Consider the following 21,010-nt stretch of genomic DNA (forward strand, 5'->3'; position numbering starts at 1 on the left):
TTACATCATGCCGCCCATGCCACCCATGCCGCCCATGTCTGGCATGCCGCCAGCAGCTGGCTTGTCTTCCGGCAGGTCAGCAACCATGGCCTCGGTGGTGATCATCAGACCACCGATCGAAGCAGCGGCTTGCAGCGCCGAACGGGTGACCTTGGCTGGGTCCAGGATGCCCATCTCGATCATGTCGCCGTATTCGCCGGTAGCGGCGTTGTAGCCGTAGTTGCCCGAACCCTGCTTGACCTTGTCGGCCACAACGCTTGGCTCGTCGCCAGCGTTGGCAGTGATCTGACGCAGCGGCGCTTCGACAGCGCGACGCAGCAGGGAGATACCGACGTTCTGGTCTTCGTTGTCGCCTTTGAGCTCGGTAATGGCTGCCAGGGCGCGAACCAGGGCAACACCACCGCCAGGCACCACGCCTTCTTCAACGGCTGCACGGGTAGCATGCAGGGCGTCTTCAACGCGGGCTTTCTTCTCTTTCATCTCGACTTCTGTGCCAGCACCGACCTTGATCACGGCAACACCGCCAGCCAGCTTGGCCAGACGCTCTTGCAGCTTCTCACGGTCGTAGTCCGAGGAAGTCTCTTCGATCTGGGCACGGATCTGCTTGACGCGTGCTTCGATGTCGGCGTCAACGCCAGCACCGTCGATGATGGTGGTGTTTTCCTTGGACAGGATGACGCGCTTGGCGTTGCCCAGGTGCTCCAGGGTGGTGGTTTCCAGGGTCAGGCCGATTTCTTCGGAGATGACCTGGCCGCCGGTCAGGACGGCGATGTCCTGCAGCATGGCCTTGCGGCGGTCGCCAAAGCCTGGGGCCTTGACCGCAGCAACCTTGACGATGCCGCGCATGTTGTTGACCACCAGAGTAGCCAGGGCTTCGCCTTCGACGTCTTCGGCAACGATCAGCAGCGGACGACCCGACTTGGCAACAGCTTCCAGAACCGGCAGCAGTTCGCGGATGTTCGAGATCTTCTTGTCGACCAGCAGCAGCAGCGGGCCTTCGAGCTCGGCAACCATGGTGTCAGGCTTGTTGATGAAATACGGCGACAGGTAGCCACGGTCGAACTGCATGCCTTCTACGACGGACAGTTCGTTTTCCAGGCCCGAGCCTTCTTCAACGGTGATCACGCCTTCTTTACCGACTTTTTCCATGGCTTCGGCGATGATTTCACCGATGGAGCTGTCGGAGTTGGCGGAGATGGTGCCGACCTGAGCGATGGCCTTGGAGTCGGCGCATGGCTTGGACAGGTTCTTCAGCTCGGCGACGACGGCAGCGGTGGCCTTGTCGATACCGCGCTTGAGGTCCATCGGGTTCATGCCGGCAGCGACGGCCTTCAGGCCTTCGTTGACAATGGCCTGAGCCAGAACGGTAGCAGTGGTGGTGCCGTCCCCGGCAGCGTCGTTGGCCTTGGAAGCAACTTCCTTGACCAGCTGGGCGCCCATGTTCTCGAAGGCGTCCTTCAGTTCGATTTCCTTGGCAACCGAAACACCGTCTTTGGTGATGGTTGGAGCGCCGAAGCTCTTGGCCAGGACAACGTTACGGCCTTTCGGGCCCAGGGTGGCTTTGACAGCGTCAGCCAGAACGTTGACACCAACGAGCATTTTCTTGCGGGCGGAATCGCCGAATTTTACGTCTTTAGCAGCCATGATCGTTTAATCCTTGGAATTCTTTAGCAGGGAAATCGGGGAAATCAGCCTTCGATGACGGCGAGGATTTCGTTCTCGGCCATCACCAGCAGGTCTTCGCCATCGACTTTCACGGTGTTGCTGCCCGAGTAAGGGCCGAAAACCACTTTGTCACCCACTTTCACGGCCAGCGCGCGAACTTCGCCGTTGTCCAGGACGCGACCGGTGCCAACGGCGACAACTTCGCCGCGGTTCGGTTTTTCAGCGGCCGAACCCGGCAGGACGATACCGCCAGCGGTTTTCGATTCTTCTTCGCTGCGACGGATGACGACGCGGTCATGCAGAGGACGAAGCTTCATTGTCGATCTCTCCCAAATTGTGGTTTTCATCGGCCGGTGTCGACACCGGCGGGTTGAGGCTATCCGGCGTTGCCGGAGGGGGCTCGCGGCCTGCGAACCCCACGTGTCATGTCTGGTGTCGCCACCAGAAACCTTGCGGTGACACATACATGAGGCCGCTCGATTCGATTACAAGGCTTGCCATGGAATTTTTTTAATCGGCGTGTACACGCCGAAAAAAAGCAGGGGCCGCATAGCGGCCCCGTTGGGTTCATTTGTCGATCACTGATCGCGGCGCTCGTATTCGCCCTCGATCACATTCGGACGGTGACCGCCATCGCGCGGCTGCCCGTTTAACGGATCATCCTGGAACGCCCGCTGGCGCGTGGCCTGGGCCTCGGCCCGTTGACGCAACTTGCGCGCAACCAGATGGCGGGTAAAGGGCAGCAGGCACAGCAGGCCCAGCACATCGCTGATGAAGCCCGGCAGCAGCAGCAAACCACCACCCACAGCCAGCATCAGCCCCTGGAACATGTCCTCAGCGGGCAGTTCGCCGCGCTGCAGGCTTTCACGGGCGCGCAGCGCCGTCGCCAGACCGGCCAGGCGCATGACCAGCAGGCCGAGGGCGGAACCGGCGATGATCAGCAGCAGCGCCGGGAAGAAACCAATGGCGGCGCTGACTTTGACGAAGACGAACAACTCCAGCACCGGAAAAATCAGGAACAGCAGTAGAAAAGCACGCATCAAGGATTCCTCGACGGAAGAGAACCTTCCAATAAGACCTCAGATGGATGCAACTGCTCGCGATTTCAACCCTCGGCCTTCGCCGGAGTGGGCCACTGGTCGGCGCGTGCCAGCAATACCAAGGCTTCGCGCACTTGTGTCGGCGTATTGCAAGTGTTCGGGAACGCCAGCCAGTGAATCGCCTGGCCGATGCGCAGGTGCATCCCCTCGCTGTCGATGCCGACCATCTCGGCCGGTGCACTGCGCGGCAGACCGGTGAGCTCGACGTAATGGGCGATGGCGTTGGCATGATCGCTGTTCATGTGCTCGATCATGCTGGCTTCTGCCGCCCCGGCGAAAGGGTTGGCCAAGGTGACGTCGTCCAGCCAGTGGATTGCGCCGAAACCGCCGATGTAGCGATGCCGCACAGGTTCCAGCACCCAGAAATCGAAATCGTGGGCCTTGTGGTAGTTGCTGGCATCGGGGAAGTACCGGTAGTAGCGCGCAGCAGCCGCGTCGATGGCGGCTTCGTCGGTCAGCTTGCGCGCCTCGGCCATCACTGTCAGGCGGCCGACCGCCTGCACGTCTTCAGCGTCACGCTCGCCCACCAACAGCGAGCACTTGGCATCCTTCTGCAGGTTATGGGTGTGCTGGGCGATACGGCTGATGAGGATCAGCGGGTGCCCTTGGGCGTCCAGGCAGTAGGGCACCACCGAACCGAAGGGGAAGCCGGGCATGGACTTGGACAGGGTCGAGAGAACGCCGCGGTACTCTTCGAGCAGCAGTTCCCGGGCGGGGCGGATGGCGTTGGTACTCACGGGGAACTCCTGGGGCAGCGGGCTGGATGGGTGACAAGATAATCATTATCACCGCCGCCTGCCACAGGAGCGCTGTACAGCCCCGTGCGAGCGGTCTTACCAGGCCACACCGAAACCTGCGGTGTAGCGGGTCTTGTCCAGGTCGCTGTCGCTGGTGCCCTTGATCAGGTCCTTCTCGGCCTTGAGGTTGAGCGAGGCCCACTCGGTCACCTTGTAGCGCAGGCCCATCTCGGCATCCAGCGAGTAATCGGCGACCGAACCGAATGGCTTGCCCAGCTCACCGGTGGTGAAGAACTCGACCTTCTTGCCGATCAGGTAGCGGTTGTAGTCCCACTTCACCGCAGCCGAATAGAAGTTATCCTTGCCGCCATCGCGGTATTCGTAGTCGGTACGGTTGATCAGCGAACCAAGCGAGAACGCGCCCAGCTCGTCGTCCCAGAACTGATAGCCCGGGCCAGTACCGACGGTACGCTGACGCGCCAGATTCTCGATCTGGTCACGCTTGTATTCCAGGCGCCCCTGCCAGAACCATTTTTCGGTGAGGAAACGGTCCAGCGCGTACTCGGCGCTCCAGTTGTTGGTCGTGGTGACGTCGTCCTTGGTTTCGCGGTTGTATTCGCCTTCGGCGTTGTGCCGCCAGCGGCCATGGCGCGCGGTGGTCTTGAAGCTGACGTCGTAGTCGTCGGTGTCGTTTTCGGCACGCTTGTAGTCCAGCGCCAGGTCGACATTACCTTTCCACAGGAAGTCCTCGACCAGCGGCCGCGGCTTCATGATCTGCTCGATACTGGCGAGCTCCACGGTCTTGGGCGCATCGCCGTTGGCCAGAGTCACCTTGCCGGCTTCGGCGGCCTTGAGCGACTTGGCCTTCTCGCCGGAGTAGGCGTCCTGCTTGACCAACAGTTCCTGGTCGCTTTCGAGGGTCTGAACCTGCTTCCAGTCCAGGGCGATACTGCCGCCATAGGGTGTTTCGAGCAGCAGCTTGCCGCCGTCGAAGACCTTGATCTTGCCGCTCAGGCGGTCACCGTTCTTCATCCAGACGGTGTCGGCCAGCACGGGCGCAGAGAGGGTGGCGGCGAAAAGGCACAGCAAAGCTCTAGAAGACATAGGCAGAATTTGCGTTCGGTTGGACGAAAAAAGTCGGGCATTATCCAGATACCCACGACCAGAGCAAGGACAGACCGGGCCTATGCCTACGAGTTCAATTCTCATTTCCGTCAACTTTTCATCTTGTTTCACCTTCAGGTCAGGAATTGACTGATGTCTGATCAATCGATTCCGCATCCGGACGATCCCGAAGCCCGACGAATGGCACTGTATTCGGTCCTCGGCCAAGTGCCGGCTGGCAAGGTGATCAGTTACGGCCAATTGGCGGAACTGGCCGGCCTTGGCCGCGCTGCACGCTGGGTCGGGCGCACCCTCGGGCAACTGCCGTCTGACACACGCCTGCCGTGGCACCGGGTGCTCGGGGCCGGTGGCCGCCTGAGCCTCGCGTCGGGTACGCCGTCGGGCGACGAACAACGCGCCAGGCTGCGCGCAGAGGGCGTGAATGTGACCAATAATCGAGTGGATATGTCGCGCCATGGCTGGCGCCCAATGGAGCACAGCGGTTAGAGTGCGCGCTTTGTTTTCGCAAACTTGAGGCAGATGTTGGCCCATGCCCCGTAAAACCTGGCGCGCTGCGCTCGCTGCCTATGCCAGCCCGTCGACCTTGGTGCTGTTGTTGCTCGGTTTCGCCGCCGGCCTGCCCTACATGCTGGTGTTTTCAACGCTTTCGGTGTGGCTGCGCGAAGCCGGTGTCGCCCGCGAGACCATCGGCTATGCCAGCCTGATCGGTCTGGCCTACGCGTTCAAATGGGTCTGGTCGCCGCTGCTCGACCAATGGCGCCTGCCGCTGCTCGGCGGCATGGGACGGCGTCGCTCGTGGCTGCTGCTGTCGCAGGTGCTGGTCGTGGTAGGGCTCATGGGCATGGGCCTGTGCGATCCGCAGAAACACCTGTCCTGGCTGATCGCCCTGGCGGTGCTGGTGGCCTTCGCCTCGGCCACCCAGGACATCGCCGTCGACGCCTACCGCCTGGAAATCGCCGATGACCAGCGCCAGGCTGCCCTCGCCGCCAGCTACATGGCTGGCTATCGGGTCGCGGCACTACTGGCCACCGCTGGCGCGCTGTTCTTCGCCGAATGGTTCGGCTCCACCGGTTTCAGCTACCTGCACAAAGCCTGGACCGGCACCTACGTGCTGTTCGGCATCCTCATGCTGCCGGCGCTGTTCACCACACTGGTGATGCGTGAACCTCCCGTGCCGTTGCGCACGCAGCTGTCGGCGGCGCGCTACGGGTTGATGCATCAGCTGGTGTCGGTGTTCGTGCTGATCATCCTGCTGGTGTCGGTGCCCGCCAGCTTCACCCAGATGTTCAACACCGACTGGGCCAGCGTGGTGTTCGGCGACTCGACCATGCTCGACCTGCTGCTCGAAGACCGCGCCTTCCTGCGCCTGATCCTCTATGCACTGCTGACCTGGGCCTGCCTGTCTTCCATGGGCCGCCGCGGCCTGGCGCCGGTACTCACGCCGGTCAACGACTTCATCGTCCGCTACCGCTGGCAGGCCTTGCTGTTGCTGGGGCTGATCGCCACGTACCGGATGTCGGACACCGTGATGGGCGTCATGGCCAACGTGTTCTACATCGACATGGGCTTCACCAAGGACCAGATCGCCAGCGTCAGCAAGATCTTCGGCCTGATCATGACCCTGGTCGGTGCCGGTGTCGGCGGGCTGCTGATCGTGCGCTTCGGCATCCTGCCGATCCTGTTCATCGGCGGCGTGGCGTCGGCAGGTACCAACATCCTGTTCGTGATGCTGGCCGACATGGGGCCGAACCTGGAAATGCTGGTGGTGACCATCTCGTTGGACAACTTCAGCTCCGGCATGGCGACCTCGGCGTTCGTTGCCTACCTGTCGAGCCTGACCAACCTGAAGTTCTCGGCTACCCAGTACGCACTGCTGAGCTCGATCATGCTGTTGCTGCCGCGGCTGATCGGCGGCTATTCAGGGGTGATGGTCGAGAAGTTCGGCTATCACAACTTCTTCATGATCACCGCCCTGCTGGGCGTGCCCACGCTGATCCTGATCGCGCTGCACTGGCGCCAGGAAGTGGGACGCGGCAAGCAGGCGCAGGCAGAGAACTCGGTCACCGAGCAGCCCTGACAGTCACCTCATCCTTTTCGCGGGCAAGCCGGGGCGCCGAACCGCCGCTCCCACAGGTACACCACTGCTCTTGAAACCCATGGTGTACTTGTGGGAGCGGCGGTTCGGCGCCCCGACTTGCCCGCGAAAAGGACGACGCCGTTTTCAAGCCTACTGAACGACAGCCCCTTCCCCAGGCCGACCGCCCACCACGAACCACAACGGCCACAGCGCCAGCGCCCCGGCAATCCCTGCACCCAAGGCAAAGTGCAACAAGCTCGCCCCTGCACCCAGCATCGCCAACACCGCGCCCCCCAGCCCCAGCAAGGCGATGGTGATCATCCCCAGCATCGCCGACACCAGCCCCTTGCTCTGCTCGCTGGAGAACAGCGTCATGCGGTACAGCACCGCGTTGGCCACACCCAACCCCAGTGCATAGAGCGACATGCCAGCGACCACACTGGTCACCGTCGGCCACAACCAGGTCGCCAGCACCATCAGGCACAACCCGGCCAGGTACGGCCACAGGGCACCGCGCACCAGCGCAGGCAGCGGATAACGATCCGCAATACGATTGATGATGAGGTTGCCGAGGATCAGTCCACCAAACACCGGTAACTGCCACAGCGCGTATTCCAGGGTGCTCAGCCCCTCGTCATGAATCAGCAGGACCGGCGACAGGCCGATCCAGCCGATCAGCGGCAAGCCCACCAAACCCAATGCCGCGCTGCCAGCCACAAAACGACGGTTGCCCAGCAACTGCGCGTAACCGGCCAGCAAGGGCAATAGGTGGATGGGCGTGAAGGCCAGGCGCGAGCCATCACGGCGCTCGACCCCGAGCGTTTCAGGCATCAGGCGATACAGCAGCCCCCAGCACAGCACCGCGCCCACCGCGAAGGCGACGAACAGCCAGCGCCAGTCGAGCCACTGCAGCATCAACGTCCCCACCAGCGGCCCGAGCAACGGCGAGAGCAGCGCAATGTTGGCCAGCAGCGCCATCATCCGCACCGCGTCAGCCTCGCTGAACGCCTCGTTGAGCGCCGGATAGCTCACCGTCACCACGAAGCCCAGGCCAATGCCCTGCAGCAGGCGCAGCAGATTGAACAGGCCGATATCGTGCACCCAGAAGGTCGCAAGGCATGCCGCACCAAAGAAGGCGCAGCCTGTCAGCAGCAGTGGACGGCGGCCATAGCGGTCGGCCAGCGGGCCGATCAGCCACTGTAGCACTACGCCGCCAAGCAGGTAGAGGTTCAGGGCGTGGGGAATGAATTCAGGGCTGGCCTTGAGATCGTCGACCACCACCGGCATGGCAGGCATGACTGCATCGCTGGCCAGGTAGGTCAGCAGTTCGAACAGGGCAAGGGTCAGGCCGAACAACAGGGCCCGCAGAGGAGTGATATACAACAATGGTTTCATGATGGCGTTTCGGGTGCAGACAGAAGGGGTCAGGCTATATGCCAGAAATCACCGGCTTTGGCTGTGAACAAGTGTAAGGCGCAAAAAACAAGGGCCCCTACAGGGGCCCCGTTGTACGGCGTGGGTTACTGCGCGGCAGTCTCCTGCACCACGCGAATCACCCGCTGCGGGAAGGGAATGTCGATCCCCTCGGCCTTCAGGCGATCCCGCGCCTGCTCATTGAGCATGAACATCACGTCCCAGTAGTCGGCAGTCTTGGTCCACAGGCGCAGCGACACGGTGATCGAACTGTCGCCAAGCGTTGCAACCACCGCCTGAGGCGCTGGGTCGGGCAGCACCCGAGGGTCCTGCGCCAGCTCCAGCAGCACGTTGCGCGCCTTCTGCAGGTCGGCCTCGTAGTCCACACCCACGTCGAACACGACCTTGCGCGTCGGCTGGCGGTTGGTGTTGACGATGATGCCGTTGGACAAGGTGCCGTTAGGCAGAATGACCGTCTTGTTATCACCGCTACGCAGCACGGTGTGGAAGATCTGGATGCTGTCGACGGTCCCGCTCACACCCTGGGCCTCGATCCAGTCACCGATGCGAAACGGGCGGAACAGCAGGATCAGCACGCCACCGGCAAAGTTTGCCAGGCTGCCCTGCAAGGCCAGGCCGATGGCCAGCACGGCACCACCCATGGCAGCGACGAACGAGGTGGTTTCGATGCCGATCATCGACGCCACGCTGATCGCCAGCATCACCTTGAGCACGATGTTGGACAGCGTGCGGATGAAACCCTGCAACGCCGGGTCAGCCACCCGCAGGCCGACGAGCCTGGCCAATCGATCACTGATCTTGTTGGTGATCCACCAGCCGATCGCCAGGGTCAGCAGCGCCAGCAACAAACGACTGCCGTACGCCATGATCAAGGGAATCCAAGTCTCGGACTGGCGTACCAGTTGATCGACTTCAGCGTTCAAATCCATGTTCATCTCCTGATGTCGAACGACACGTGCACAGTAAAGCAGACCGCCGGACATTCAGCGGTCGCAGGAAGCGATGGACATTGGTGTGCCATCAAGGTTCCTGCCCAGCAGAATCAGTCGCGGAAGTTGTTGAACTGCAGCGGCATGTCGAATTCCTTGGCGCGCAGGGCAGCGATGGCTTCCTGCAGGTCGTCGCGCTTCTTGCCGGTGACCCGTACCTGCTCGCCCTGGATGGCGGCCTGGACCTTGAGCTTGGCATCCTTGATATGGGCGACGATCTTCTTCGCCAGCTCCTTGTCGATGCCCTCGCGGAACTTGGCTTCCTGTTTCATTTCCTTGCCGGAAGCATAGGGATCCTTGGTTTCCAGGCACTTGACGTCGATCTTGCGCTTGACCAGCGCCAGGCGCAGGATTTCGATCATCGCCTCGAGCTGGAATTCGGCTTCGGCAGTGAGCATCACGGTCTGCTCCTTGTCCTTGAACTCGAAGCTGCCCTTGCCCTTGAGGTCGTAGCGGCGATCGAGCTCCTTGATGGCGTTTTCGACCGCGTTCTGCACTTCGTGCTTGTCCAGTTCCGATACCACGTCGAACGAAGGCATGGTTGTTCTCCATAAAATAAAAGCGCGCTCGGCTTGAAGATGGAGCGCGTCGGGTTTGATGGTTAAAATGCGGGCTCATTATAACGGGTTGCGAAACGCAGATGAGCAGCACCTGGCATATTCTCGGCGCCGGCAGCCTCGGCAGCCTCTGGGCCTGCCGCCTGGCACGGGCGGGCAAGGCCGTGCGCCTGGTGCTGCGCGACGAACAGCGCCTGGCAGCTTATGAAGCCGAAGGCGGCCTGACCCTGATCGAACAGCACCAGACAACACAATTCGCCATTCCGGCACAGACCTGCGAGGGCGAAGGCCCCATCCACCGCCTGCTGCTGGCGTGCAAGGCCTACGACGCCGCGCCTGCCATCGCGCGCCTGGCGCCGCGGCTGGCCGAAGGTGCTGAGCTGGTCCTGCTGCAGAACGGCCTCGGCAGCCAGGATGAAGTGGCCGAGCAGGCTCCCCACGCCCGCAGTATCTTCGCCTCCAGCACCGAAGGTGCGTTCCGCGAGCGCGACTGGCAGGTGCGGTTCGCTGGCCAGGGCTTCAACTGGCTGGGCGATCCGGGCAACCCTGGCGTCCCCGAATGGTTCGGCGATCTGAGCGAGGCCGGCATCCCGGCCGAGTGGTCGCTGGACATACTCACCCGCCTGTGGCGCAAGCTTGCACTCAATTGCGCGATCAACCCGCTGACGGTGCTTTACGACTGCCAGAATGGCGGGCTGCTTGGTCACCTGCCTGAAGTCGACGAACTGTGCCTGGAACTGAGCACTCTCCTGCGCAGTGCCGGGCAAGCGCAAGCGGCCGAAAACCTGACCGAAGACGTCCAACGGGTGATCGTGGCGACCGCGGCCAACTACTCTTCGATGTACCAGGACGTGCGCGCAGGCCGACGTACCGAGCTGCACTACCTGCTTGGCCATGCCTGCAACGTTGCCGCCCGGCATGGCCTGGCGACACCTGGCCTGGAACACCTGCGCCAACGCCTGGTCGATAACCTGCAGGCACGCAACCTGCCCAGCGACTGACGCTGCCCACCCACCGACACGGACATCACCTCGCCCATGACCCTGCGCCAACGCCTGGAAAACCTCCCGGTCGGGCAAAAACTGCTGGCCGCCCTGCTGGTGCTGCTGGTCACCATCCTGCTGGTGGCCAACCTGGCCTTCATCAGCGCCGCCTACTGGATCACCCAGGAAAGCATGGCTCCCCAGGCGCTACAGACCATCGGCCGGTTGGTCGCCAACCCACAGCTTTCCGCGCGCGCCAGCGACAGTCCAGAAGCCGCCAGCGCCTTGCTCAAGGAGCTCGACAGCTATTCACCGCTGCGCGCCGCCGCCGTGTATGCCAGCGACGGGCGCCTGCTGGCCCAACTGCAACATGGCCAGCCACTGAGCATGCCCAAGCGCTACCGCAACATCGACGGCTGGCGCCTCACCGAGTTTCGCAGCACCCAGCTGATCGCCCTGCCCCGTCCAGGCAGCCCGCCCGCGCACCTGCTGCTGGTGGCCAGCAGCGAATTGCCGGTTGCGTTCTATACCGGCACCCTGTCTGCCAGCCTGGCGATCCTGGTGTTCAGCATTCTGCTGTGGCTGATCATCGCCCGGCAGATCAAGCGCCTCATCACCCAGCCGATCAACAGCCTTGAGGAGCTCTCGCGCCAGGTGACCCGCGAGGAGAGCTACGCCCTGCGTGCGCAACGGGGCAACGACGACGAAATCGGCAGCCTTGCCGAAGCGTTCAACACCATGCTGTCGCGTATCGAAGCGCGCGAAGACCAGCTCAAGCGTGCCCGCGACGAATTCCAGTCGGCTTTCGACCAGGCCCAGGGCCTGGCCGAGGAAACCCGCCACACCAACCGCAAGCTGGAACTGGAAGTCCAGGTGCGCAGCAAGATCGAGAAAAAGCTGACAGGCTTCCAGAACTACCTGAACAGCATCATCGACTCCATGCCTTCGGCACTGATCGCCCTCGACGAGCAGCTCTACGTCACGCAATGGAACCAGGAAGCCACCTCGCTTTCCGGAACGCCGTTGGACGAGGCGCTGAACCAGCCGATCTTCATCGCTTTCGAGCCACTCAAACCATTCCTGCCACAGCTCAAGGAGACGGTGGAAAAACACCGGGTAGCGAAGGTCGAGCGGGTGACCTGGCCCAAGGACGACGAGCCACGCCACTACGCGCTCACGTTCTATCCGCTGACCGGCGGCGGCGGGCGTGGGGTGGTGATCCGCATCGACGACATCACCCAGCGCCTGTCGCTGGAAGAAATGATGGTGCAATCGGAAAAGATGCTCTCGGTCGGCGGCCTGGCCGCAGGCATGGCCCACGAGATCAACAACCCGCTGGGCGCAATCCTGCACAACGTGCAGAACATTCGTCGACGCCTGTCGCCGGAACTGCCGCGCAATCAGGAGCAGGCCGACGAACTGGGCATCGACCTGGCCAGCATCAACCGCTACCTGGACGGCCGCGAGGTGCCGCAATTGCTCGACGGCATCCAGCAGGCCGGCGCGCGGGCCGCGAAGATCGTCACCCACATGCTCAGCTTCAGCCGCCGCAGCAACCGCCAACTGGCGCCTTGCAACCTGCCCGCCTTGATCGACCAGGCGGTGGAGATCGCCGGCAACGACTTCGACCTGACGGAGGGCTTCGACTTCAAGGGACAGGCCATCGTCCGTCAGTTCGACCCCGAGCTCGGCCCCGTGCCCTGCACCGCCAACGAGCTGGAGCAAGTGCTGCTCAACCTGCTGAAGAACGCCGCCCAGGCCATCCATCAGCGCCCGGCGCCCAGCGAACCCGGGCGCATCACCCTGCGCACCCGCCTCAATCCACCGTGGGCCGAGATCCAGGTGGAAGATAACGGCATCGGCATGCCCGAGTCGGTGCGCAAGCGCACCTTCGAGCCGTTCTTCACCACCAAGGAGATCGGCCAGGGCACCGGCCTGGGCCTTTCGGTCTCGTACTTCATCATCACCAACAACCACAAAGGGCAGATGGAGGTGCACTCCACCCCAGGCCAAGGCACCTGCTTCACCCTGCGCCTGCCCTTGAGCCAGCTGGGGGCCATGCCCCCGGCCAAGACGGAGGCATGACATGGGCTATCGCCTGTCGAAGATCTACACCCGCACCGGCGACAAGGGCGAGACCGGCCTTGGCGACGGTCGCCGCGTCCCCAAGGACCATCCGCGCATCGAGGCCATCGGCGAGGTGGACATGCTCAACAGCCAGTTGGGCGTGCTGCTCGCCGGGCTGGCCGAGCAAGGCCTGGATGAGCTGAGCGAGGTGTTGGCGCCTTGTCAGCATCGTCTGTTCGACCTCGGCGGCGAGCTGGCGATGCCCAGTTACCAGGCGCTGGACCAGGCCGAAGTGCAGCGCCTGGAAGCGGTCATCGATAGGTGGAACGAGGAGCTGGGGCCATTGAAGAACTTCATTCTGCCCAGCGGGTCGGCGCTGGTGGCCCAGGCCCATGTGTGTCGCGCCCAGGCACGGGCGGCGGAGCGGCGCTGCCAGCAGTTGAATGCCGTCGAGCCGCTTGAGGGGGTGGGGTTGGCCTATATCAACCGGTTGTCGGACCTGCTGTTTGTCGCAGCGCGGATCATCGGCCGACGCCAGGGGGTGGCCGAGGTGCTGTGGCAGCCTGCCGAGAAGCCGCAAGGCTGAGACCATCGGGGCCGCAAAGCGGCCCCGGATACGACTCAGGCTTGAGGCCAGAACGCCCGAATCCCAGCAACACCTTGAGCACCCGCCTCCCGGGCCCGCTCACGCTCACCCGGCCCGACCCCGCCCAGCAGGAACACCGGCTGGTTGAAGCCTGCAATCAAGCGCTGTGCCTCGTCCCAGCCAATCGGCGTGGCCTCGGGGTGGGTCTGGGTAGGCTGCACTGGCGACAGAGTGACAAAATCCACTCCCATCTGCCGTGCCAGCTCGAGCTCCTCGGCGCTATGGCAGGACGCCGCCAGCCAGCGATTCTGCGGGAACGGTCGCCCCTTGGCAGCGTACTTGCGCAATTGCGCCGCCGTCAGGTGCCAACCTGCGGATGGGAAATCACCCAGCCACTCCAGTGGCCCCTTGAGCATCAGCAGGGCCTTGCCTGCACAGAGCCCCACCGCATCCACCGCCACATCGCGGTACTTGGGGTCGTACATGTCTGGCGCGCGCAACTGGATCAACCTGATGCCAGAGGCCACTGCCTTCTGGATACCGCGCAGCAACACCGGGGTATCGAGCCCATCCGGGGTGATCAGGTACTGGTCCGGCAGGCGCGCGGCCGCCACGATGGGTTTATTGGCCTCGGGAAATGCATACTGGTCCAGGTCTCGCGGAGCAACCCACGCCAATGGCTGGCCCTCGGCGCCATGGGGCTCGCCGGTGAAAGCCGACACCTCGCGCACGTCCAGCAGCACCTGCTTGTCCGAGTAGTCATGGCTGACCTTGATCAGCGGCCGAGAGGCGCTGACGACGATACCCAGCTCCTCGTGGAGCTCACGGGCCAGTGCGGCCTCGACGCCCTCGCCCTCTTCCACCTTGCCGCCGGGAAATTCCCACAGGCCGCCCTGGTGCTGAGTATCGGCGCGGCGCGCGATGAGGATGCGCCCGTCGACGCCGCGAATGACGGCTGCAACTACATGGATCCGTTTCACCCGTTACACTCCATCAAGCCCGCCTTCTGCCAGGCCTGGAAGGCCTGCCAGTTGTAGATCGTTTCGATATACGCCGCAGCCTGCGCGGGCACTTGCACACGGTAGGTACGCAAACGCACCGCCACCGGGGCGAAGAAAGCATCGGCCAGCGTAGGCCGTCCGAACAGGAACGGGCCGCCGTCCTTGGCCATCAGGCGGCACTCGCCCCACAAGGCGACGATGCGGTCGATATCGACCTGCACTTCGAGCGGCACGCTATCCAACGCCTGATCGCGCGACAGATCGAACGGCATCGCACCGCGCAAGGCGAAGAAACCACTGTGCATCTGCGCACACGCCGAGCGCGCCTGGGCACGCGCAGCGACCTCCACCGGCCAGAGCTGCGCCTCGGGGTGCTGTTCGTTGAGGTATTCGGCGATGGCCAGGGAGTCGGCGATCACGCCGTGCTCGGTCTTGAGCAGCGGCACCTTGCCGGTGGCCGAGAATTCGAGAATGCGCTTGCGGGTATCAGGCTGGTTGAGCTTGATCAGTGTCTCGTCATAACCGACGCCTGCCAGCTCAAGGGCCAGAGCGCCGCGCAGCGACCAGGAAGAATACAGCTTGTCGCCGATGATCAGGTGATAGCTCATGGTTCGGCTCCATTGCTCTTTGGATTCAGGGCTGCTGCGCAGCCCATCGCGACACAAGGCCGCTCCACAGGTCCCCTTCGAGCCTGTGGCAGCGGCCTTGGGTGGATCAGGTACGGTATTCGGCGTTGATCTTCACGTACTCGTGGGACAGATCAGTGGTCCAGATGGTTTCGCTGCACTGACCGCGACCCAGTTCGATACGAATGGTGATCTCTTCCTGGGCCATCACCGCCGAACCTTGCTCTTCGGTGTAGCTCGGACTGCGACCGCCCTTGCTGGCGATGCACACGCTGTCCAGGTACACATCGATCAGGCTGACGTCCAGTTCCGGCACGCCTGCGCGGCCGACGGCAGCCAGAATGCGGCCCCAGTTGGGGTCGGAGGCGAACAGTGCAGTCTTGATCAGCGGCGAATGAGCGACGGCATAGCCGACATCCAGGCACTCCTGATGATTCCCGCCGCCATTGACCTGCACGGTCACGAACTTGGTCGCACCTTCGCCATCACGGACGATGGCTTGGGCCACTTCCATGCACACGTCGAACACGGCCTTCTTCAGCGCTTCGAACAGCGCGCCACTTGCCTCAGTCACCTCCGGCAGGTTGGCCTTGCCGGTGGCGATCAGCATGCAGCAATCGTTGGTCGAGGTGTCGCCATCGATGGTGATGCGGTTGAACGACTTGTTGGCACCGTCGAGCATCAGGTCCTTGAGCACAGCCGGGGCGACCTTGGCGTCGGTGGCGATGTAGCCGAGCATGGTGGCCATGTTCGGGCGGATCATGCCTGCACCTTTGCTGATCCCGGTGACCGTGACGGTGACGCCGTCGTGCTGGAACTGACGGCTGGCACCCTTGGGCAGGGTGTCGGTGGTCATGATGCCAGTAGCGGCTTCGGCCCAGTTGTTTTCCGAAAGGTTGTCCAGCGCAGCCTGCAGCGCGCCTTCGATCTTCTCGACCGGCAGCGGCTCGCCGATCACCCCGGTGGAGAATGGCAGCACGGACTCGGCAGGCACGCCGGTCAGCTCGGCCAGCTTGGCGCAGGTGCGCTCGGCGGCGGCCAGGCCCGGCGCACCGGTACCGGCGTTGGCGTTACCGGTGTTGGTCAGCAGGTAGCGCACAGTGCCCTGCACGCGCTGCTTGGAGAGGATCACGGGAGCGGCGCAGAAGGCGTTGAGGGTGAACACGCCGGCAACGCTGGAGCCTTCGGCGCAGCGCATCACCACCACGTCCTTGCGCCCAGGGCGCTTGATGCCCGCCGAAGCGATGCCGAGTTCGAAACCGGGAACCGGGTGCAGGGTAGGCAGGGGACCGAGACCGACAGCCATTGGAGCGCTCCTAGAAAATGAATGAGTTGCGAAAAGCGGGGCCGCTTTGCGCCCCATCGCGGCACAAGGCCGCTCCTACAGGTTCTGTGCGATGCCTGTGGGAGCGGCCTTGTGCCGCGATGGGCCGCCAAGCGGCCCTGTAGATGTCAGGTGACGGATCGAATCACTCGATCTGACCATGGCAATGCTTGAACTTCTTGCCCGAACCACACCAGCACGGCTCGTTGCGGCCCAGCTTCTGTTCGTTGCGAACGGGCGCAGAGGCTACAGCCACTTCGGCGCCCTCCTCGCTCAGTTGCTCGCTTTCCAGACCTGGGGCTGCGGCATGCTGGAACTGCATGCGGCTGGCCAGTGCCTCGGCCTCGCGGCGCAGGCGGGCTTCTTCTTCGGCAGGGTCTTCGCGGCGAACCTGGACGTGCGAGAGCACACGGATGGTGTCGCGCTTGATCGACTCGAGCAGCTCCTGGAACAGGGTGAACGACTCGCGCTTGTACTCCTGCTTCGGGTTCTTCTGGGCATAGCCGCGCAGGTGGATACCGTGGCGCAGGTGATCCATGGTCGACAGGTGGTCTTTCCACAGGTCGTCCACCACGCGCAGCAGAATCTGCTTCTCGAAGGTGCGCAGGGCGTCGATGCCGGCCTGGTCTTCCTTCTCGGTGTAGGCGGTGGTGATCTCGTTCAGCAGCTTCTCGCGCAGGGTCTCCTCGTAGAGGTGATCGTCCTCGTCGAGCCACTGCTGGATCGGCAGCTTCATGGCGAAGTCGCTCGACAGCGCGGCCTCAAGGCCCGCCACGTCCCACTGCTCGGGCAGCGACTGCGGCGGAATGTGCTGGCTGATGGTGGCGTCGAGCACTTCCTTGCGGAACTCGGCGATGGTGTCGCCGATGTTCTCGGCAGCCAGCAGGCTGTTGCGCATGTGGTAGATCACCTTGCGCTGCTCGTTGGCCACGTCGTCGTATTCGAGCAGCTGCTTGCGGATGTCGAAGTTGCGACCTTCGACCTTGCGCTGCGCTTTTTCGATGGCGTTGGTGACCATGCGGTGCTCGATGGCTTCGCCGGACTGCATGCCCAGCGCCTTCATGAAGTTCTTCACCCGGTCGGAGGCGAAGATACGCATCAGGCTGTCTTCCAGCGACAGGTAGAAGCGGCTCGAACCGGCATCGCCCTGACGGCCGGCACGGCCACGCAGCTGGTTGTCGATACGACGCGACTCGTGACGCTCGGAGGCGATCACGTGCAGGCCACCGGCTTCCAGCACCTGCTGGTGGCGCTTCTGCCAGTCGGCCTTGATCTGCGCGATCTGCTCGCTGGTCGGGTTTTCCAGGGCAGCGACTTCGGCTTCCCAGTTACCGCCCAGCAGGATGTCGGTACCACGACCGGCCATGTTGGTGGCGATGGTCAGGGCGCCCGGCGCACCGGCCTGGGCGATGATCTCGGCTTCCTTCTCGTGGTACTTGGCGTTCAGGACCTTGTGGTCGATGCCTTCCTTCTGCAGAAGGTTGGACATGTGCTCGGAGGTCTCGATGGTCGCGGTACCCACCAGGACAGGACGGCCCTTGGCCATGCTTTCCTTGATGTCGGCGATGATCGCCGCGTACTTCTCGTCGGCGGTGAGGTAGACCAGGTCGTTGAAGTCCTTCCGTGCCAGCGGCTTGTTCGGCGGAATGACCATCACGTTGAGGTTGTAGATCTGGGCGAACTCGAACGCTTCGGTGTCGGCAGTACCGGTCATGCCGGACAGCTTGGTGTAGAGACGGAAGTAGTTCTGGAAGGTGGTCGAAGCCAGGGTCTGGCTCTCGGCCTGGATGTTCAGGTTTTCCTTCGCCTCGATGGCCTGGTGCAGGCCTTCGGACAGGCGACGGCCCGGCATGGTACGGCCGGTATGCTCGTCGATCAGCAGGATCTGGCCGTCCTGGACGATGTACTCGACGTTGCGGTGGAACAGCTTGTGCGCACGCAAGCCCGCGTAGACATGGGTGAGCAGGCCCAGGTTGTGGGCCGAGTAGAGGCTCTCGCCTTCGGCCAGCAGGCCGGACTGGGTGAGCATCTCCTCGATGAACTGGTGACCGGCCTCGTTGAGCTCGACCTGGCGGCTCTTCTCGTCGATGGTGAAGTGACCCTCTTGAGTCACCTGGCCTTCGACTTCTTCGATGTGCTGCTTCAGGCGCGGGATCAGGCGGTTGATCTCGATGTACAGCTTGGAGCTGTCTTCGGCCTGACCGGAGATGATCAGCGGGGTACGCGCTTCGTCGATGAGGATGGAGTCGACTTCGTCGATCACGGCGAAGTTCAGCTCACGCTGGAACTTCTCGTCCTGGCTGAACGCCATGTTGTCGCGCAGGTAGTCGAAACCGAATTCGTTGTTGGTGCCGTAGGTGATGTCGGCAGCATAGGCGGCGCGCTTTTCTTCCGGCGGCTGGAAGGCCGAGACGATGCCCACCTTGAGGCCGAGGAATTCATACAGCGGACGCATCCAGTTGGCGTCACGGCGAGCCAGGTAGTCGTTGACCGTGACCACATGCACGCCCTTGCCGGACAGCGCATTCAGGTAGACCGCCAGGGTACCGACCAAGGTCTTGCCTTCACCGGTACGCATTTCTGCGATCATGCCCTCATGCAGGGTCATGCCACCGATCAGCTGGACATCGAAGTGGCGCATGCCCATGACACGCTTGCCGGCCTCACGGGCCACGGCGAAGGCTTCGGGCAACAACTGGTCGAGGGTTTCGCCTTTGGCCAGGCGCTCTTTGAACTCTGCGGTCTTGCCACGCAGTTGCTCGTCGGAGAGGGCCACCATCTTCTCTTCGAAGGCATTGACGGTGCTGACCGTCTTGAGCATGCGCTTGATTTCACGCTCGTTCTTGCTTCCAAAAAGTTTTTTTAACAAAGGCGCAAACATATCGGCAGGATCTTCCACACTTAGGGATGGAGGGCGGCCCCGTGAGTCGCCCGTGCAGCCCTTGGGCCGCATGCGAACGAGCATTCTACCCGGAAACGTTGGTGAGGAAAGTGGTGGATTTCCACGATGCTGGCACAGCGCTTTAAACGGGGCCTCTCTAACATAGGGACATTTTCCTCAAGTTCAAGGCGGCCAGAGATGAAACGTGTTTGGCGTCCTCGCGGGCGGGCCTGCGCCTGCACCCTCTGCACCGCCCCCAGGATCGGTGCTGCCGGCAAAGCGTCCGGCACAGGCAACGGCCCTGGCGGCATCTGTTAGACTGCCAATCTTGTAACCTCATGCGTACTCCGATGGCCTACAAACCCCCTTCTGCCCAGCCACCCGCCGCCTTGCTGCGCCAGGCCAGGCCGCTGCGCCTGCTGCTCAACCAGGCCGAGCGCCTCGAGCACCTGCAGCGTTTGCTGGAAAGCCAGTTGCAGCCCGCTGCCAGGGCACACTGTCATGTGGCCTCCTGGCGCGATGGCTGTCTGCTCCTGGTGGTGACGGACGGCCATTGGGCAACTCGTCTGCGCTACCAGCAGAAGCGCCTGCTGACAACGCTGCGAGCCATGGAAGCCTTCGCCAACCTGCAGCGCATCAAGTTCCAGGTGCAACCACCAGTTGGCGCACCCGCGCGCCCGACACACACCACCGAGTTGTCGCAACAAGCGGCACAAAGCCTGCGCGAGACGGCGCAAGGCATTGATGACGAAAAACTGCGGGCCGCGCTGGAACGGCTTGCAGCACACGCCCACGACAAGACCTGAAGTTCCAGGCGTTATCTGCGAAGGCGTCAAACACCGCTCGGCCATGGGCGCGCCAATAAAAAAGGCCACCCGAAGGTGGCCTCAATGAACTAGAGAGTGTTCGAACTTACACGGCCGCAACAGGGCGCATGTAGGAGATCGGTGCCGTACTGGCATCTTCGAAAGTCACCACTTCCCAGGCGTCCGTTTCTGCGATCAGCTTGCGCAGCAACTGGTTGTTCAGCGCGTGTCCGGACTTGTAGCCCTTGAACTCGCCGATCAGGCTGTTGCCCAGCAGATAGAGGTCGCCAATGGCGTCGAGGATCTTGTGCTTGACGAATTCGTCATCGGAGCGAAGTCCGTCTTCGTTGAGCACACCGGTCTCGTCGACCACGATGGCGTTCTCGACACTGCCACCCAACGCAAGGTTGTGCTTGCGCAGGTACTCGATGTCACGCATGAAACCGAAGGTGCGTGCTCGGCTGACTTCCTTCACGAACGACGTGCTGGAGAAATCAACCACTGCACTCTGGGTCTGGCCCTTGAGGACCGGGTGATCGAAGTCGATCTCGAAGCTCACCTTGAACCCGTCGAAGGGCAGGAAGGTGGCGCGCTTGTCGCCCTCCTCCACGCTGACTTCGCGCAGGATACGGATGAACTTTTTAGCGGCGTCCTGTTCTTCCAGGCCGGCGGACTGAATCAGGAATACAAAGGGACCGGCGCTGCCATCCATGATCGGCACTTCCGAGGCGGAGAGCTCGACGTAGGCGTTATCGATGCCCAGGCCCGCCATGGCAGAGAGCAGGTGCTCGACCGTATCGACCTTGACGTCACCGTTGACCAGCGTCGTCGACATGGTTGTCTCGCCGACGTTGGCCGCACGCGCCGGGATTTCGACCACAGGGTCGAGGTCAGCGCGGCGGAAAACGATGCCGGTATCCACGGGTGCTGGCTTGAGAGTCAGGTAGACCTTCTCTCCGGAATGCAGGCCGACACCTGTGGCACGAATGGTATTCTTCAGGGTGCGTTGTCTAATCATGGCATTGGCCGCTTTAGCGCTAATTGCGAATTGG

The 21,010-nt window shown here is 62.8% G+C and carries 19 protein-coding genes; 6 read left to right on the forward strand and 13 right to left on the reverse strand.

Going from position 1 to position 21,010, the window contains the following annotated elements:
• The 5 genes from groL to ACTYOL_RS22160 all read right to left on the reverse strand — a co-directional run bounded on the left by groL (position 1) and on the right by ACTYOL_RS22160 (position 4,606).
• The gene (gene groL / locus ACTYOL_RS22140) at positions 1–1,644 is read right to left on the reverse strand and encodes a chaperonin GroEL (RefSeq protein ID WP_054893832.1); all 1,644 of its coding nucleotides are present in this window, start codon (positions 1,642–1,644) and stop codon (positions 1–3) included.
• Between the two features lie 44 nt (positions 1,645–1,688).
• Entirely contained in the window at positions 1,689–1,982 is a 294-nt protein-coding gene (locus ACTYOL_RS22145; RefSeq protein ID WP_029614823.1) for a co-chaperone GroES, read from the reverse strand.
• 261 nt (positions 1,983–2,243) lie between these two features.
• The gene (locus tag ACTYOL_RS22150; RefSeq protein ID WP_153773178.1) at positions 2,244–2,705 is read right to left on the reverse strand and encodes an FxsA family protein; all 462 of its coding nucleotides are present in this window, start codon (positions 2,703–2,705) and stop codon (positions 2,244–2,246) included.
• Between the two features lie 65 nt (positions 2,706–2,770).
• A complete protein-coding gene (locus ACTYOL_RS22155; protein WP_197891865.1) occupies positions 2,771–3,502 on the reverse strand; it encodes a HugZ family pyridoxamine 5'-phosphate oxidase in 732 nt (243 codons plus the stop codon).
• A gap of 96 nt (positions 3,503–3,598) precedes the next feature.
• Complete coding sequence (locus ACTYOL_RS22160; protein ID WP_054893835.1) at positions 3,599–4,606, reverse strand: DUF481 domain-containing protein; 1,008 nt, start codon at positions 4,604–4,606, stop codon at positions 3,599–3,601.
• Positions 4,607–4,759: 153 nt separating this feature from the next.
• Here ACTYOL_RS22160 and ACTYOL_RS22165 point away from each other — a divergent pair, with 153 nt between their 5' ends.
• Together ACTYOL_RS22165 and ACTYOL_RS22170 are read left to right on the forward strand one after the other, a co-directional pair.
• A complete protein-coding gene (locus ACTYOL_RS22165) occupies positions 4,760–5,113 on the forward strand; it encodes an MGMT family protein (RefSeq protein WP_112899080.1) in 354 nt (117 codons plus the stop codon).
• 43 nt (positions 5,114–5,156) lie between these two features.
• Positions 5,157–6,704: an AmpG family muropeptide MFS transporter gene (locus ACTYOL_RS22170; RefSeq protein ID WP_054893837.1), complete on the forward strand. Its 1,548-nt coding sequence runs from the start codon at positions 5,157–5,159 to the stop codon at positions 6,702–6,704.
• 150 nt (positions 6,705–6,854) lie between these two features.
• Here ACTYOL_RS22170 and ACTYOL_RS22175 read toward each other — a convergent pair whose 3' ends face one another.
• The 3 genes from ACTYOL_RS22175 to ACTYOL_RS22185 all read right to left on the reverse strand — a co-directional run bounded on the left by ACTYOL_RS22175 (position 6,855) and on the right by ACTYOL_RS22185 (position 9,666).
• Positions 6,855–8,099, reverse strand: coding sequence for an MFS transporter (locus tag ACTYOL_RS22175; protein WP_063546000.1), 1,245 nt, complete (start codon positions 8,097–8,099; stop codon positions 6,855–6,857).
• Positions 8,100–8,224: 125 nt separating this feature from the next.
• On the reverse strand, positions 8,225–9,067 hold the full coding sequence (locus tag ACTYOL_RS22180; protein ID WP_054894024.1) for a mechanosensitive ion channel family protein: 843 nt from the start codon (positions 9,065–9,067) through the stop codon (positions 8,225–8,227).
• Positions 9,068–9,180: 113 nt separating this feature from the next.
• The gene (locus tag ACTYOL_RS22185) at positions 9,181–9,666 is read right to left on the reverse strand and encodes a YajQ family cyclic di-GMP-binding protein (RefSeq protein WP_054894023.1); all 486 of its coding nucleotides are present in this window, start codon (positions 9,664–9,666) and stop codon (positions 9,181–9,183) included.
• A 101-nt stretch (positions 9,667–9,767) separates the two neighbouring features.
• Between ACTYOL_RS22185 and ACTYOL_RS22190 the strand changes: the two genes are divergently transcribed.
• The 3 genes from ACTYOL_RS22190 to ACTYOL_RS22200 are packed head-to-tail and all read left to right on the forward strand — an operon-like array spanning position 9,768 to position 13,320.
• Positions 9,768–10,685: a putative 2-dehydropantoate 2-reductase gene (locus tag ACTYOL_RS22190; RefSeq protein WP_444757060.1), complete on the forward strand. Its 918-nt coding sequence runs from the start codon at positions 9,768–9,770 to the stop codon at positions 10,683–10,685.
• Positions 10,686–10,721: 36 nt separating this feature from the next.
• On the forward strand, positions 10,722–12,752 hold the full coding sequence (locus tag ACTYOL_RS22195) for an ATP-binding protein (RefSeq protein WP_444757061.1): 2,031 nt from the start codon (positions 10,722–10,724) through the stop codon (positions 12,750–12,752).
• Between the two features lies 1 nt (position 12,753).
• On the forward strand, positions 12,754–13,320 hold the full coding sequence (locus tag ACTYOL_RS22200; RefSeq protein ID WP_054894020.1) for a cob(I)yrinic acid a,c-diamide adenosyltransferase: 567 nt from the start codon (positions 12,754–12,756) through the stop codon (positions 13,318–13,320).
• Positions 13,321–13,355: 35 nt separating this feature from the next.
• Here the strand turns inward: ACTYOL_RS22200 and ACTYOL_RS22205 are convergent, their stop codons facing one another.
• The 4 genes from ACTYOL_RS22205 to secA all read right to left on the reverse strand — a co-directional run bounded on the left by ACTYOL_RS22205 (position 13,356) and on the right by secA (position 19,152).
• On the reverse strand, positions 13,356–14,300 hold the full coding sequence (locus tag ACTYOL_RS22205; protein ID WP_444757062.1) for a Nudix family hydrolase: 945 nt from the start codon (positions 14,298–14,300) through the stop codon (positions 13,356–13,358).
• Positions 14,297–14,929: a glutathione S-transferase family protein gene (locus tag ACTYOL_RS22210; protein WP_054894018.1), complete on the reverse strand. Its 633-nt coding sequence runs from the start codon at positions 14,927–14,929 to the stop codon at positions 14,297–14,299. Before ACTYOL_RS22210 ends, ACTYOL_RS22205 begins: the two co-directional genes overlap by 4 nt.
• A gap of 106 nt (positions 14,930–15,035) precedes the next feature.
• Positions 15,036–16,253 carry a bifunctional glutamate N-acetyltransferase/amino-acid acetyltransferase ArgJ gene (argJ, locus tag ACTYOL_RS22215; protein ID WP_054894017.1) on the reverse strand — a complete coding sequence of 406 codons (1,218 nt, stop codon included), beginning with the start codon at positions 16,251–16,253 and terminating at the stop codon, positions 15,036–15,038.
• A gap of 163 nt (positions 16,254–16,416) precedes the next feature.
• Positions 16,417–19,152, reverse strand: coding sequence for a preprotein translocase subunit SecA (gene secA / locus ACTYOL_RS22220; protein ID WP_054894016.1), 2,736 nt, complete (start codon positions 19,150–19,152; stop codon positions 16,417–16,419).
• A gap of 350 nt (positions 19,153–19,502) precedes the next feature.
• Between secA and ACTYOL_RS22225 the strand changes: the two genes are divergently transcribed.
• A complete protein-coding gene (locus ACTYOL_RS22225; protein WP_063546007.1) occupies positions 19,503–19,958 on the forward strand; it encodes a DUF721 domain-containing protein in 456 nt (151 codons plus the stop codon).
• 106 nt (positions 19,959–20,064) lie between these two features.
• Here ACTYOL_RS22225 and lpxC read toward each other — a convergent pair whose 3' ends face one another.
• Positions 20,065–20,976 (reverse strand): UDP-3-O-acyl-N-acetylglucosamine deacetylase, encoded by a 912-nt coding sequence (gene lpxC, locus ACTYOL_RS22230; RefSeq protein WP_054894014.1) that lies wholly within the window; start codon positions 20,974–20,976, stop codon positions 20,065–20,067.
• Between the last annotated feature and the right edge of the window lie 34 nt (positions 20,977–21,010).

Source organism: Pseudomonas sp. A014, assembly GCF_052378495.1.
In the GTDB taxonomy this organism is placed as follows: domain Bacteria; phylum Pseudomonadota; class Gammaproteobacteria; order Pseudomonadales; family Pseudomonadaceae; genus Aquipseudomonas; species Aquipseudomonas machongensis.

What these genes read in the sequence shown, in the direction of transcription:
- groL (WP_054893832.1), bottom strand. Translation starts at nt 1,644, where the DNA reads ATGGCTGCTAAAGACGTAAAATTCGGCGATTCCGCCCGCAAGAAAATG.
- ACTYOL_RS22145 (WP_029614823.1), bottom strand. Translation starts at nt 1,982, where the DNA reads ATGAAGCTTCGTCCTCTGCATGACCGCGTCGTCATCCGTCGCAGCGAA.
- ACTYOL_RS22150 (WP_153773178.1), bottom strand. Translation starts at nt 2,705, where the DNA reads ATGCGTGCTTTTCTACTGCTGTTCCTGATTTTTCCGGTGCTGGAGTTG.
- ACTYOL_RS22160 (WP_054893835.1), bottom strand. Translation starts at nt 4,606, where the DNA reads ATGTCTTCTAGAGCTTTGCTGTGCCTTTTCGCCGCCACCCTCTCTGCG.
- ACTYOL_RS22165 (WP_112899080.1), top strand. Translation starts at nt 4,760, where the DNA reads ATGTCTGATCAATCGATTCCGCATCCGGACGATCCCGAAGCCCGACGA.
- ACTYOL_RS22170 (WP_054893837.1), top strand. Translation starts at nt 5,157, where the DNA reads ATGCCCCGTAAAACCTGGCGCGCTGCGCTCGCTGCCTATGCCAGCCCG.
- ACTYOL_RS22175 (WP_063546000.1), bottom strand. Translation starts at nt 8,099, where the DNA reads ATGAAACCATTGTTGTATATCACTCCTCTGCGGGCCCTGTTGTTCGGC.
- ACTYOL_RS22180 (WP_054894024.1), bottom strand. Translation starts at nt 9,067, where the DNA reads ATGGATTTGAACGCTGAAGTCGATCAACTGGTACGCCAGTCCGAGACT.
- ACTYOL_RS22185 (WP_054894023.1), bottom strand. Translation starts at nt 9,666, where the DNA reads ATGCCTTCGTTCGACGTGGTATCGGAACTGGACAAGCACGAAGTGCAG.
- ACTYOL_RS22190 (WP_444757060.1), top strand. Translation starts at nt 9,768, where the DNA reads ATGAGCAGCACCTGGCATATTCTCGGCGCCGGCAGCCTCGGCAGCCTC.
- ACTYOL_RS22195 (WP_444757061.1), top strand. Translation starts at nt 10,722, where the DNA reads ATGACCCTGCGCCAACGCCTGGAAAACCTCCCGGTCGGGCAAAAACTG.
- ACTYOL_RS22200 (WP_054894020.1), top strand. Translation starts at nt 12,754, where the DNA reads ATGGGCTATCGCCTGTCGAAGATCTACACCCGCACCGGCGACAAGGGC.
- ACTYOL_RS22210 (WP_054894018.1), bottom strand. Translation starts at nt 14,929, where the DNA reads ATGAGCTATCACCTGATCATCGGCGACAAGCTGTATTCTTCCTGGTCG.
- argJ (WP_054894017.1), bottom strand. Translation starts at nt 16,253, where the DNA reads ATGGCTGTCGGTCTCGGTCCCCTGCCTACCCTGCACCCGGTTCCCGGT.
- secA (WP_054894016.1), bottom strand. Translation starts at nt 19,152, where the DNA reads ATGTTTGCGCCTTTGTTAAAAAAACTTTTTGGAAGCAAGAACGAGCGT.
- ACTYOL_RS22225 (WP_063546007.1), top strand. Translation starts at nt 19,503, where the DNA reads ATGGCCTACAAACCCCCTTCTGCCCAGCCACCCGCCGCCTTGCTGCGC.
- lpxC (WP_054894014.1), bottom strand. Translation starts at nt 20,976, where the DNA reads ATGATTAGACAACGCACCCTGAAGAATACCATTCGTGCCACAGGTGTC.